Annotated in this window: 17 protein-coding genes and 2 tRNA genes; 5 read left to right on the top strand and 14 right to left on the bottom strand. The window is 38.7% G+C overall.

Features of this window, described 5'->3' with window-relative positions; translation table 11 throughout:
* Positions 1-23 precede the first annotated feature (23 nt).
* On the bottom strand, positions 24-665 hold the full coding sequence (locus LEUCM_RS06415) for a TetR/AcrR family transcriptional regulator (RefSeq protein ID WP_016265275.1): 642 nt from the start codon (positions 663-665) through the stop codon (positions 24-26).
* A 204-nt stretch (positions 666-869) separates the two neighbouring features.
* On the opposite strand from LEUCM_RS06415, the gene LEUCM_RS06410 reads away from it, so the two are divergent.
* The gene (locus LEUCM_RS06410; RefSeq protein WP_016265276.1) at positions 870-1,598 is read left to right on the top strand and encodes an ion transporter; all 729 of its coding nucleotides are present in this window, start codon (positions 870-872) and stop codon (positions 1,596-1,598) included.
* Positions 1,599-1,795: 197 nt separating this feature from the next.
* Here the strand turns inward: LEUCM_RS06410 and LEUCM_RS06405 are convergent, their stop codons facing one another.
* Positions 1,796-1,996, bottom strand: coding sequence for a cold-shock protein (locus LEUCM_RS06405; RefSeq protein ID WP_004270328.1), 201 nt, complete (start codon positions 1,994-1,996; stop codon positions 1,796-1,798).
* Between the two features lie 201 nt (positions 1,997-2,197).
* Here LEUCM_RS06405 and LEUCM_RS06400 point away from each other — a divergent pair, with 201 nt between their 5' ends.
* From LEUCM_RS06400 to LEUCM_RS06390, 3 genes are read left to right on the top strand one after another with little or no spacing between them, the layout of a single operon-like run.
* Positions 2,198-2,854 carry a type II CAAX endopeptidase family protein gene (locus LEUCM_RS06400; RefSeq protein WP_016265277.1) on the top strand — a complete coding sequence of 219 codons (657 nt, stop codon included), beginning with the start codon at positions 2,198-2,200 and terminating at the stop codon, positions 2,852-2,854.
* A 20-nt stretch (positions 2,855-2,874) separates the two neighbouring features.
* Complete coding sequence (locus tag LEUCM_RS06395) at positions 2,875-3,195, top strand: hypothetical protein (protein WP_016265278.1); 321 nt, start codon at positions 2,875-2,877, stop codon at positions 3,193-3,195.
* Complete coding sequence (locus LEUCM_RS06390; protein WP_016265279.1) at positions 3,188-3,370, top strand: hypothetical protein; 183 nt, start codon at positions 3,188-3,190, stop codon at positions 3,368-3,370. The genes LEUCM_RS06395 and LEUCM_RS06390 overlap by 8 nt, the downstream gene beginning before the upstream one ends.
* Here the strand turns inward: LEUCM_RS06390 and LEUCM_RS06385 are convergent.
* The 6 genes from LEUCM_RS06385 to LEUCM_RS06360 all read right to left on the bottom strand — a co-directional run bounded on the left by LEUCM_RS06385 (position 3,367) and on the right by LEUCM_RS06360 (position 7,146).
* Positions 3,367-4,062, bottom strand: a complete 696-nt coding sequence (locus tag LEUCM_RS06385) for a YoaK family protein (RefSeq protein WP_011374854.1) — start codon at positions 4,060-4,062, stop codon at positions 3,367-3,369. The genes LEUCM_RS06390 and LEUCM_RS06385 overlap by 4 nt on opposite strands.
* Before the next feature lie 83 nt (positions 4,063-4,145).
* Positions 4,146-4,568 (bottom strand): methylglyoxal synthase, encoded by a 423-nt coding sequence (gene mgsA, locus LEUCM_RS06380; protein WP_011374855.1) that lies wholly within the window; start codon positions 4,566-4,568, stop codon positions 4,146-4,148.
* Between the two features lie 11 nt (positions 4,569-4,579).
* The gene (locus LEUCM_RS06375) at positions 4,580-5,341 is read right to left on the bottom strand and encodes a flavodoxin family protein (RefSeq protein WP_025016448.1); all 762 of its coding nucleotides are present in this window, start codon (positions 5,339-5,341) and stop codon (positions 4,580-4,582) included.
* Between the two features lie 140 nt (positions 5,342-5,481).
* Positions 5,482-6,177: an aggregation-promoting factor gene (gene apf / locus LEUCM_RS06370; protein WP_056948015.1), complete on the bottom strand. Its 696-nt coding sequence runs from the start codon at positions 6,175-6,177 to the stop codon at positions 5,482-5,484.
* A gap of 585 nt (positions 6,178-6,762) precedes the next feature.
* Positions 6,763-6,835 (bottom strand) — tRNA-Glu (locus tag LEUCM_RS06365).
* 59 nt (positions 6,836-6,894) lie between these two features.
* A complete protein-coding gene (locus LEUCM_RS06360; RefSeq protein ID WP_016265281.1) occupies positions 6,895-7,146 on the bottom strand; it encodes a hypothetical protein in 252 nt (83 codons plus the stop codon).
* A 104-nt stretch (positions 7,147-7,250) separates the two neighbouring features.
* On the opposite strand from LEUCM_RS06360, the gene LEUCM_RS06355 reads away from it, so the two are divergent.
* Positions 7,251-7,323: transfer RNA gene (locus LEUCM_RS06355), tRNA-Gln, on the top strand.
* A gap of 49 nt (positions 7,324-7,372) precedes the next feature.
* On the opposite strand, the gene LEUCM_RS06350 is transcribed toward LEUCM_RS06355, so the two are convergent.
* The 6 genes from LEUCM_RS06350 to LEUCM_RS06325 all read right to left on the bottom strand — a co-directional run bounded on the left by LEUCM_RS06350 (position 7,373) and on the right by LEUCM_RS06325 (position 12,679).
* Positions 7,373-7,747 carry a hypothetical protein gene (locus tag LEUCM_RS06350; RefSeq protein ID WP_016265282.1) on the bottom strand — a complete coding sequence of 125 codons (375 nt, stop codon included), beginning with the start codon at positions 7,745-7,747 and terminating at the stop codon, positions 7,373-7,375.
* A complete protein-coding gene (locus LEUCM_RS06345) occupies positions 7,740-9,044 on the bottom strand; it encodes a Y-family DNA polymerase (protein WP_025016522.1) in 1,305 nt (434 codons plus the stop codon). The genes LEUCM_RS06350 and LEUCM_RS06345 overlap by 8 nt, the downstream gene beginning before the upstream one ends.
* Positions 9,044-9,289 carry a hypothetical protein gene (locus tag LEUCM_RS06340; RefSeq protein ID WP_051524308.1) on the bottom strand — a complete coding sequence of 82 codons (246 nt, stop codon included), beginning with the start codon at positions 9,287-9,289 and terminating at the stop codon, positions 9,044-9,046. Before LEUCM_RS06340 ends, LEUCM_RS06345 begins: the two co-directional genes overlap by 1 nt.
* Positions 9,290-9,308: 19 nt before the next feature.
* Positions 9,309-9,575, bottom strand: coding sequence for a hypothetical protein (locus LEUCM_RS06335; RefSeq protein ID WP_025016524.1), 267 nt, complete (start codon positions 9,573-9,575; stop codon positions 9,309-9,311).
* Positions 9,576-9,709: 134 nt separating this feature from the next.
* Entirely contained in the window at positions 9,710-10,396 is a 687-nt protein-coding gene (apf, locus tag LEUCM_RS06330; RefSeq protein ID WP_096695396.1) for an aggregation-promoting factor, read from the bottom strand.
* A 240-nt stretch (positions 10,397-10,636) separates the two neighbouring features.
* Positions 10,637-12,679 (bottom strand): KUP/HAK/KT family potassium transporter, encoded by a 2,043-nt coding sequence (locus LEUCM_RS06325; RefSeq protein ID WP_016265285.1) that lies wholly within the window; start codon positions 12,677-12,679, stop codon positions 10,637-10,639.
* Positions 12,680-12,803: the final 124 nt, after the last annotated feature.

The following is a 12,803-nucleotide window of genomic DNA, read 5'->3' as shown; positions in this document are numbered from 1 at the left end:
GCGTTTTGTTCCTTCTTTCTATTCTACTTATCTTGAACGCTCGCGCCGGTTTCTAACCAACCAGTGACTAATTCGAAGTGTTCGTAGATTTGTTCTATTGTTAAGGCTTGCTCAGTATCACGATTTAAATAATAGGAAGCAATACTTTGAAAAACGTTATTCATTAATTGATGGAGGAGCAATCTAACAGCATTCGGCTGCGTTTTATCAATTTTCAACAAACTAAAATCAACATGATCCATTAAAAACTGAAAGCCCTCCGTTTGATGTGCATGCATCAATTCGGGCGACATCTTGCGCCGATTTTTGAAATCCATGTGTAAAAATAAGTGCCGATAGAACTGTGCATTCTCACCATTAATGGCTTCATTCGCCATTGCCTTGAAGAAAATGCGAATCGTCTTGAAAAGATCACCCTTGGTATCTAATAAGAGCTGTTCTAAATCCTGTTTAGAACTATCACGCAGCAAACTGAGGTCGTAAAAGAAAATATCAGCCTTATCTTCAAAGTACTGATAGAAACTACCCCGTGGAATTTCAGCAGCTTTAATAATGTTGCTAACTGATGCTTCATTAAAAGGAACCCGTGAAAATTCGGCATGGGCGGCCTTTAATAACCGTTGCTGTTTTTCTGCCGGCAACCGAAAAAAAGTTTTTTTAGGCATGCGTTAAGACTCCTTCCAACTAAAAATGACATACCGTCGTAAAATATGACGTTCTGTCATTTTAGCACTGATTTTAATTGGATGCAATACTAAGTTATCGTCATAATTGATGCAATATCACTCGCTAGCCGTTATTGTCTAACGTCACAATTAATCCTATAATAGAAATACTATTGTTAAAAACTAATTTTGTGGGGCATATATATGAAGTTACTCAAACGTTTTTACACCGTTACCATCGCCGTACTCGCCATCATCTCAATTATCTTCGTCCTATTAGACTACAGCAGTGTCATCGATCTAACGACTGCACCCTACCTAACCATCGATAACACGATTTTAATTATTTTTACGGTCGATTATTTCGTGCGTCTTTGGTTTGCTACTGATAAACGCCGCTTTTTTAAGACAAATATCTTTGATCTGCTTGCAATCATCCCACTAAGCACTCTTTTTTCATTTTTTCGACTCGGGCGCCTATTTCGCATTGCTGGGTTAATGAAAGTTTTCCGTTTTACGCGCTTGGTGGGCTTAACGGGGAAATTACAACGCCATTCCAAGAAATTTCTTAAGCAAAATGGTCTGCTCTATCTGACTTATGTCAGTGCCGCCGTATTAATCATCGCTTCCGTTTTATACGCACTCGCCGAAAAGGCAACCCTTGCTGATTCATTCTGGTGGGCGATTGCGACCGCCACAACGGTTGGCTACGGTGATATCTCACCGCACACGCTAATCGGTCGTATCGCAGCAATTATGCTGATGTCAGTTGGCATTGGCTTTATCGGCACACTCACCAGTTCGATTACCAGTTACTTCACTCAAGATACCGACGATAAACTAGACGAAATCCTTAAGAAGCTCGATCATCTCGAACAAGAAAACAAAACGCTCAAGGCACTTTATCACGACAATGAATCTGAATCAAAATAATTAATATAAATTAAAAAAATACGATAATAATCACCAGATAGCGGCTTTAAGCCTTTTAATTAGTTATTTATAGCACTGGTAATTACAATAAATTGTAAACAACTAAAAAAGGTTGGCTAAACAAGAAATAATTGTTTAACCAACCTTTTTAATTTTGAGCATAAAAAAACCTCACATAAGCGAGGTTTAAAACATTATTAAAGTTTAACGATGTTTGTTGCTTGAGGACCGCGGTCGCTGTCTTCAACATCAAATGATACTGCTTGGCCTTCGTCTAATGACTTGTAACCGTCACCTTGGATAGCTGAGAAATGAGCAAATACGTCTTTGCCATCTTCACCAGTAATAAAACCAAAACCCTTGTCTGCGTTAAACCATTTTACTGTACCGTTGTTCATAATAATTTCCTCCTAATACATATACATGTACGTTTTGTTGCAATAAATAATGATAAATAAACGCTGATTAGAGTTATGAAATTCAAAACTTAAATTACGCTTCAATATTGATTACTTGTTTATAATACCATATAAATTATTAAATAGCAAAAAAAGAATTTTTTTTTATTGATAATCTTGCTAATATGCTATGATAGCCACATGGAGGTGGCGCGTATTAAACATTTCAAACACATTATCTGTTTTATCTTGCTTTTAATCATGCAACAAATCCCCCTTTTATTAGTAGGTAGCCTAGCTGCCCTACCAAAGGCACAGCGGACAGCGCATTTAATTTTAACCGTTGGGTGGCTCTTTTTAATTCTAACTATTGGGATCACCATTTTAATGTGGTATCTTTACCAAAAAGTAAAAGGGCCGCAATATCATAACCATTTTTCAAAAGCCCACTGGCGCCCAATTTTAATTGGATTTGTCGCCATGCTAGTGATTAATAATTTGACGGTGCCCTTTATGCAGAAAACAGGGAACGCCAATGTCGATGGCCTCGTTCAAATTTTTGCCGTCCTTGGCATTTTCATGTTGCCCTATACTTTAATTTTAGGACCAATGATGGAAGAATTACTTTTCCGTGGTTTCTTAATGAATTGGTTCTTCGTTAAATCACCCATTCTAAACATTATGACGAGCGCCCTATTATTCGGCCTCGTACACGTTTCAACTGATCCGATCTATTTCATTTCCAAAGCACTACTCGGATTAGTCCTAGCAATCGTTTATTATCGTACAAAAACCATTAAGAGTAGTATCATATTACATGTCTTAAACAATCTCTCAGCAGGGCTAACTATTTTTTAATCATTGAAAGGAATTCGCCTATGTCTACTTTAACGACTATTTTAACCTATATCCAAGAAAATCCTGAAACAGTGACTTTAGAACCATTCCAATATGCTAACGTTATCCGTTTTGGCATCGATGACCAGGTGCAACTACCAGAAATCGAAAAACTATTCCCAGATATGCGGCTCCACGTTAACCGCATCGATTCAGACTACGTTAATGCTCATCGTGACTTATTAGAAGCCTTTTATCAACAAACCATAGAGAAACAAAAAGACGGCTTTCAAGATGTCTGGATTACAACCACCCATCTTTCCGACCGTCATATTTTCCTAGTGGATCTTTCTTTTGAATAACCCACAATTTCAAGCCTTAAAGGTTGAATTCGTTAAATACGCGATTTTAACCCTCTTCTTATTCGTCATGCGCGCCTTTATTGCACATCCGATTGTCATTATCGCCAGTTGGCTCAGCACGCTGGTCTGTGCGGGTTATTTCATCGCACTAGTGATGACTTATCACTACCGTTAACGGCTCATTTTCTTCGTTTCAGCAATCACTTCTTCTGTGAAGTATAACTGTAACGCGAAGAAGATTGCCAGCAGTGCTGCGGCTAACCAAGCTGCGCGGACGTTAATCACTTTGACTAAGAAACCTGAACCAATTGTCCCGATAAAGAAGCTACCAACAATTAGCCCGAAATACTTGGCTTTTTGTTGGTATTTTTTTTCCTTCGTCGCAATAAATAAATAACAATTTTCAACCAACTTCCGGTAATTTCCGGTCGTAAAAGTATTGGCATATGGATAACCATTAACCGTTGAATAACTGGCTAGTTGGGTTGCCATCGACATCGATAACATCGTCGTAACAATCATATTAGGGACAGCGGTACTTAAAAACCCAACAATAATTAAAACGATGATTTGCAATGCAAGTAACCATAAACGCCAAATATTCAAGCGTGCCGTGTTAAAGTGGCGCCGAGCCAATTGCACAATAATCACGCCAATTCCAAAAGCGATGATTGGCATAATCTTTTCAGGTAATTGCGACCACTGATTAGTGGCGATATCAACACCGATAAACACAATATTACCCGTTTGCGCACTAGCAAACACACCACCTCGTAGAATCACACAGTAAGCATCTAAAAAACCACCAATAAAGGTTAAAAACATGGCTGTTCCTAACCGGTCATGAAAATTAATTTTCTTTTGCAAGACAAACCCTCCAACTCAATACTTCTATTATACGCAAAAAAAGAACCGTGACAAAATAAATTTAGTCCCAGTTCTTTTCTAGTTTATAGATTGATTGGATTAGAATCTTGATCATGAACAACTTCTCGGAAAGCCATCAGACCTTGATCAAGGCCCCGTAATAGCACTTCCGCAGTCCCAATATTAGTAGCAAGTGGCACTTCGTAAACGTCAGACAACCGAATGAGCGCATTAACATCCGGTTCGTGTGGTTGGGCCGTCAATGGATCTCGTAAGAAAATAACGAGGTCCATTTTATTTTCAGAAATTAAAGCGCCGATTTGTTGATCGCCACCCAATGGGCCAGACTTGAAGCGTTTAACGGATAAACCCGTTGCATCAATAATTTTCTGGCCGGTTGTCCCCGTCGCAAAAAGTTCATGTTGGGCCAAAATAGGCTGGTAAGCTGTTGCTAATTTGACGATTAATGGTTTTTGACGATCGTGTGCAATTAATGCAATTTTCATAAGAAAGCCTCCTAATGTCTTCTATGTTTAACCACTGTGAAAAAGCGGAGTACGCTTGCCAGTAAGATAAAGAAAATCAATACAAACGAGACGTAATTCGCCCAAAACTGGGTTACTGGTAACACAATATTAACGAGCTGTTGTAATAACATAGTAATCAACGTGGCACAGGCAACCATGCCAAATAACTGTCCATAACGTTTCACGGTATCATCCGTCCTTTTTGCTTTATGATGAAGGCCAGCGCCGATTCGCTGACACTCAGTGCGTTTTTTCATAGATAATGTCTTTAATCCAAATGAGCTAGTTTGAACAACTTCTCGAATCTTCAGCAGTCCGGCTGCACTAAGCACCTTATCAAAAGTTCTAAAAGTCCCATCAGTCATACCGGTCACAAACTCTTCTAGCCCGCTTGCATAGCAACTACTGATAGTCACGTAACTTTTTCCTTTAAAACGATCTGGCAAAGCGTCTCCTACGTGATTAAAGCGTACTAGGCGGCCTCGCATACAATCTAAGAAGTTTTTCATGACACCAGACATCGCGCCCCAATAAGTAGGCGCAACTAATACCCACACATCAGCTGCTAACGATTGTTGTTCAAGTTGATCTAACACCGGATTTGGTTGCCCCGTGTCCGGTAAAATTTGGAAATCGTTTAGAAAAATAGTTGAGACATCATCTTCGGGACCCACACCTGCTAAAACGGCTTGTAATAGCTGGCCATTAACGCCATCGCGTTGGTGACTACCTAATATACCTAATACTTTCATGCCCAAAACTCCAAACTTTTAAATTAATTCTAGTGTACACTTTTTAAGCAGGGGTTGCCAACATAAATAAAGCGCTTTATTAATAGTGTAAAAAAAAGCAACGGCGTCAGCCACTGCTTTTTAGTTTAAACTATTTTATCTTAATACCAACCGTTTGCTAACCAGAAGCTCTTTGCGCCTTCCCATGAACCATAACGGCTTGTTACATATTGATCTGCAACACGTTCTTGGTTACTTGCTGAGTAGTCACCATTTAAGTATGAGCTTGATAATTGGTAACGACCAACGAATTGACCGTTACTTGCTGAGTATGAACCACCTGATTCTTTGTTGGCAATCCATTCTTTAGCTGAGTTAGTTGTTGATGTTGTTGTGTTTGTAGTTGTCGTAGTAGTTGTTGTTTGTTGTTGTTTAACAACTGGCGTTGTTGTTGCTTGTTGTTGAACGGGTTGTGTTTGTGTTGCTGCTTTTTGAACAGGTTGTTGTGTAGCAACAGGTGTTGTTGTCGCTTGAGTTGTTTGTTGTGTTGCCACTGGTGTTGTTGTAGCTGCTTGTGTTGTAGCAGGTGCTACCGTAACAGTTTGTGTTTCTTCGTCGATTGTTAATGTTTCGCCAACATAGATTAAGTTCTTGTTAGCAATTTTATTAGCGTTAGCGATTTTTTCGATCAAGCTGCCGTTACCAGCAAATTTTTGTGAGATTGATGATAATGTATCACCGCTGACAACCGTGTAGTTCGTAGCTGCATCGGCATGGCCGTTACTTGCGAATAAAAGACCTGCAGTTGCGGCAGTTGATAATGTAGCGCTGAATAAAAGTGTTTTAAGTGATTTCATATTGTGTGTTTATCTCCTTGTTGTTTCAAAAGTTTATTTAATGTCGTATTAATAACGTGACATTAATATACCATCTAAAAATCATTTGTAAGTATCAAACAAGTAACAATTGATGACAATCTTGTAACAAAACAACCGATTAACGACCTAATCTGTAATATTGTCCCTTGCGATGACTGGTAATATAGGATTTACAATCCATTGAAAATGACGCAAAAAAAAGGCTGTTTTATCTATAAATTACCGAAAATATCTTTATTTTTCATTTTAAATCAAAAAAAATTGTTAATCTGACATCATTTACTGATACTTTTAAATATTATTTACCGATATTAAACACTAAATTAACCAATCACATTGATTAAAAGCTACTTATTTTTCCAAAAAAACAATGCCCCTAAAAACTGAATACTTAAGTGATTATCATAGGTTACACAAATCAGAACGTTAATACTAACGACCGCGTAACCCTTGATGGTTAACAAGAATAGGTCCAGTTTCTGTTACTAAAAAAGTAAAGCCTACAAAAAAAGAGCTATTAAACTAAGGTTTAATAGCTCTTTCCATTCTAGGATGTTATCAATATCACCCGTACGGGGATCGAACCCGTAACTCCGCCTTGAGAGGGCGACGTCTTAACCAATTTGACCAACGGGCAATAATTGGAACACCTAATATATTAGCGAATAACACCCGTAATGTCAATTATTAATTAAACTAGACAAAAATCTTATAGTTCCGGTGGTTAATAGTAATCGATTCCTTTGTGACTTTACGATTAGTTTTACGCTTGAGATTCTGCAGAATATTCAATGCATAGTCACGATGCTGTTCAATTAAGGCCAACACATCATTTTCAATCGATAACTCCAATAGTTTACGTGAATCTTGTAATTGAATATGAACTTGGTTCTGATCTTGGGAAATCACCTTTCCCTGAAACAACTTTTCAACATCTACTTTATTCATATCGATAGCCTCCCATATCAGTATAGTCCTTTTTACTGGTTTTGTTAAAAATCAGAATTGACAAGCGTTAGGGCATGCAGTATCATAGTATTCGTTGATAACATTGGGTATTCGCCAAATTGGTAAGGCACCGGACTCTGAATCCGGAATTTATAGGTTCGAGCCCTATATACCCAATTGTATTTTCGCTAAGTCTGAGAAATCAGGCTTTTTTTGTGCGTTTAAATCATTTTATTCTCTTAATTGCGTAAATTTCTTCTATATAAATAGCTTTTTTGTTAACCACTATCTGATTGGCCACCCAACCAGTAATTCGACCCGTTATCGGTGCCAAAATCTGACCGTCCCGGTTGCGCTGTGCTAGGTCCACCGTGACCATCGTCTTTTTAATAATCGCCTCGTTGATTACCTCACTAGTCTGTTTAGCAGACATCTTAGCAAGATGTGTTCGGTGCAACTGCACGTCAGCGATGCTCGCTTCCTTGGCACGTACCGATGTATGATCACTTAGATAAAACCCCTGCCACTTCATCATGCCCCGATCATGATAATCATGCTTCAGAAATTGCGTCACTAGTTTGTTATCAAAACGTTTAGTCATAAGCATTGCCGCCCGCATGACCACCAACAAGTCCGGCCCGTTCAATCGCGGTTGCACCCTTATCCTTACTTGATAATTTAACCAAAGACGAAAAACCAAACTTCTGTCGAATTTCGTCAACTGTTTGATCTAATTGATGTTGCTTTAAATGACGCAATTGCGGATCGAATAAATCCAACTGTTGTACATCATCGTCAATCAATTGGCCACAAGTCAGACTAATATGGCGAATGGTCTGATGTTGCCACTGCTCTCGAAATAATTGAATCGCTGTTGTGGTAATTTCATGATTACCATTAGTCGGTTCAATTTTCAATGATCGTCCAAATCCTGAATGGACACCACTTTCATTTTCAGAAAAAGAAAAGCCAATCCCCAAACTAATCATACACGCCTGTTTACGATGCGCACGTAACCGCGCAGCAACCTGTTCAGCGATTTCTCTGATAACCACTTCAATTTCCGTTTGTAAAAAATAATCACGTGGTAGTACCTGACTATTCCCATAGGAGCGCTCTTTGGGCGTGTGTTTTTGATGGACAATTGCGCGATCAATCCCCCAGCTAAACGCAAATAATTGGCTGCCAATAATCCCCATCTTTTGTTTTAAATCATATGGATTAGTATGCGCTAAGTCCCCCATCGAATGAATCTGTAATTGATTTAACTTCGTCGCCGTCCGCTGACCTATTGACCAGACACGCGCTAAATCCGTTACGGGCCACAGCTTATCAGGCACATCTTCATAGTGCCACTCCGCAATTAAACTGTGATTATGTTTAGCTTCCAAGTCCAAAGCGAGTTTGGCAAGTAGCGGATTATCGCCTATGCCGACTGTCAAATAAATCCCCGTTTCTTTTTTCACCGTCAGTTGAATCTGGCGTGCTACTTCATAAGGCGTTTGACCAAAAAGATGCCAACTCGTCGTTATATCTAACAATGATTCATCAATCGAATACGGTTGGATGTCTTCTTCTGCCGTGAATCTTTGAAAAATACGATTAATTTTTAAATTTTCTTCTATATAAAGGTTCATCCGTGGTTCCGCAACAATCAGCCGTTTATCATGGACCGGTACTTGAGTCGCTCGGGTCACATTACTGATACCAAAAAGTTGTTTAGCTCGTGGACTAGCTGCCAGCACTAAGCCACTGCCAGCGTTTTTGGCAGTTGACATCACCACCAAAATCGATTTTAACGGATTTAGCCCTCTCTTAACTGATTCTACAGAAGCGTAAAATGATTTGGAATCAATCATCAATATAATTCGTCGCGGTTCATCAGTATAATCATACATTACTCACTCACCGCATTTCTAACGTAGTACTTATCAATCACGAGTTGGCTTCTACGATTATAGTGTCCAAAAACGGCAATGTGCGCATTCTGCTCCGCGACATACATTAAATTAAAAGTATCCTTGGCGACCAAGCAATTATAATTTTGAGTGGTTGTTTGTAATGGAAACTGAACTAAGTACGGATCAAACGAAATAACTTTTATTGTACTGCCAATCGTTCCTTGAAGACTAACGTACTGCATAATTATCCCACCTTCTCACTTATACAATGCCCTTGGTTAAAGTTTGGATCTGTTGCACTTGCTGGTCTAATTGACTTTGCCAGCGATTTATTTCAATTAAAGTGACTTGTGGTAAATGTTGTCCAATAAATTGCGGAAATTTACTACGATTGTAGTAATAGTTCATGGCATCTCGTAAATCGCTTGATTGGCCTGCTTGTTGTCGCAACTCTAAGACGCCAAAACCATTTAAATATAAACTTAAATTCTGTTGTTGCAAATCAATTATGACTCGACTTGTTTGCATCAAGATCACCTCAATCATCTGTTCTCTCGTTACATTATACGAACGTACATTCGTATTAGTCAAGTTTAATTTAATTTTAACCATAAAAAAAGCAGTGGCATTAGCCACTGCTTTTTAGTTTAAACTATTTTATCTTAATACCAACCGTTTGCTAACCAGAAGCTCTTTGCGCCTTCCCATGAACCATAACGGCTTGTTACATATTGGTCTGCAACACGTTCTTGGTTACTTGCTGAGTAGTCACCATTTAAGTATGAGCTTGATAATTGGTAACGACCAACGAATTGACCGTTACTTGCTGAGTATGAACCACCTGATTCTTTGTTGGCAATCCATTCTTTAGCTGAGTTAGTTGTTGTGTTTGTAGTTGTCGTAGTAGTTGTTGTTTGTTGTTGTTTAACAACTGGCGTTGTTGTTGTTTGTTGTTGAACGGGTTGTGTTTGTGTTGCTGCTTTTTGAACAGGTTGTTGTGTAGCAACAGGTGTTGTTGTCGCTTGTGTTGTTTGTTGCGTTGCCACTGGTGTTGTTGTAGCTGCTTGTGTTGTAGCAGGTGCTACCGTAACAGTTTGTGTTTCTTCGTCGATTGTTAATGTTTCGCCAACATAGATTAAGTTCTTGTTAGCAATTTTATTAGCGTTAGCGATTTTTTCGATCAAGCTGCCGTTACCAGCAAATTTTTGTGAGATTGATGATAATGTATCACCGCTGACAACCGTGTAGTTCGTAGCTGCATCGGCATGGCCGTTACTTGCGAATAAAAGACCTGCAGTTGCGGCAGTTGATAATGTAGCGCTGAATAAAAGTGTTTTAAGTGATTTCATATTGTGTGTTTATCTCCTTGTTGTTTCAAAAGTTTATTTAATGTCGTATTAATAACGTGACATTAATATACCATCTAAAAATCATTTGTAAGTATCAAACAAGTAACAATTGATGACAATCTTGTAACAAAACAACCGATTAACGACCTAATCTGTAATATTGCCCCTTACGATGACTGGTAATATAGGATTCTTATCCAACAAAAAACGACTTAAAAAGTCGTTTTTTTGCTTGTTTTTTTAAGATTCTTCTTGTCGACGCTTCAAATGGTACTTATTAATTGCTTTTTGGCGTCCTAAAACTAACGGAATTCGTTCGACAAAGACATCACTATATTCTAATCCAAACCAAGATGCTGGTGTATCTGTAAACTTCTCTAACCATAAACGAATTTGAACAATGACTTTGTCCATTGCTCTAATTTGTGTTTCAGGTGATAAGTCCTCTTGAATGATCACAAACGAGAAGTCACCAACTTCTCGATTAGGAATTGTCGTGTAATGTTGTGGTTGTGCTGGTAATTCACCATTATGAATCATTTCATGGATGATTTGGCGAATAAAGATATTTACTTTTTGTTCCATCTTAAAGCCTAAATACAATTGGACACTGACAATGTAATCCGTACCTAATGTATCAACCGTGTACTCTGCAGTGTAAGGCTCATCCGTCACATTCACAGCAACAAACCAATAAACCTGAGCACGCTTAGGCCGTTTATCCAATATTGAATAGAGGATATTCTTTTTCACCATATTCTTGCCCCGGGGTTCTGCCTGAGGTTTTGAAAGATAAACTAAGTTTGTTGTATACAATGGTAATGACGTTTCATTCCGTAGGTCATGTAGTTGGCGTTTATACGCTAATAGTGACACTGTACTTGATTTAAAGGTATTACTTTCCTTAATCGAATTACTTCGATACCAAACAAACATGATGAATAAAATGACAAAGGCGATTAAAACTGTCACATAACCACCATGCATAAATTTAGCGGCACTTGCGATAAAGAAGATCGTTTCAATTGCGCCAAAGAATAGTAATACGACATAAGCCAAGAGCCACCGCTTCTCGCGCCGTCCCAAATAATGGAACAAGAGAATCGTCGTCATTAACATTGTAATCGTAATTGCTAAACCGTAGGCTGCTTCCATATGAGCTGAGTTCTTAAAATAGAAAACAACCGCTAAACAAACTGCCCATAAGATCCAGTTCACAATTGAAATATAGAGTTGCCCTTTTAATTTAGCGGGATAATCAACTTTAATCCGTGGCAATAACCGTAACTTAATCGCTTCAGAAACTAACGTATATGACCCTGAAATTAGAGCTTGTGACGCAATAATTGCGGCCACTGTCGCTAAAAGAATCGCTGGAATTTTCAATTGTGCCGGCATCGCTTCAAAGAATGGGTTGAAATCTGTCATATTCTGATAAGCGGCAACTTCTTTGTGCTGTAATAACCAAACACCCTGTCCAAAATAATTAAGGACCAAACAAGCGGCAATATAAGGCCAGCTACCATAGATATTATGCCGGCCAACGTGACCCATGTCAGAATAGAGCGCTTCGGCACCAGTGGTTGCCAAGAAGACACTACCTAATATTAGAATCCCAACCTTATTTTCAGGACTAAATAGGAGATGAATTGCGTAGTAAGGATTCAATGCTTTAAGCATTGTTAAATCCCCCATTAAATTCATAACGCCAATCGCACCAATAAATGTAAACCAAATCAACATAATTGGCCCGAATGATTTACCAATCAAATCGGTTCCGAACTTCTGAATAAAAAAGAGTACTGATAAAATTGTGACAGTTAAAATAATCACTTCACGTTGGTTGGAAACCAAAACATTGCCATTAATCGGCAATCCCTTCAGTCCTTCAATCGCAGTTGTGACCGTCACAGCTGGCGTCAACATCCCGTCAGCTAATAACGTCGCCCCGCCAATAATCGCTGGTATCACGAGCCACTTAGCTTGTTTACGGATTAACGTATACAATGCAAAAATACCACCTTCACCGTTGTTATCGGCGCGCAGCGCGATTAATACATATTTAACCGTTGTCATTAACATCAATGTCCAGAAAACAAGTGAGATGCTCCCCACCACAAAATCCTGACTAATATTACGAATACCGCCATTGCCCTCGACAATGGACTTCATCACGTACAATGGTGATGTCCCAATATCGCCATAGACAACGCCCATCGTAATTAACATGCCAGCGATTGACAATTTTTGCCGGGTTGTTTTCTTTTCTGTTGCCAATTTCATCTTCTTACTTCCTTTACTTAGATATTAGCATTATCGTAGCTTGTTCTAGGCGGAATGTCTAGTTATATCTATAATTTCTAGTTGTTAGTCTCCAACTTTATTAAAGATGGTGTTTCATGCTATA

The sequence above is a fragment of the Latilactobacillus sakei subsp. sakei DSM 20017 = JCM 1157 genome (assembly GCF_002370355.1).
Taxonomy (GTDB): Bacteria; Bacillota; Bacilli; order Lactobacillales; family Lactobacillaceae; genus Latilactobacillus; species Latilactobacillus sakei.
Note: the sequence above shows the minus strand (reverse complement) of the source record. Positions and strands in the feature narration are given on the sequence as shown.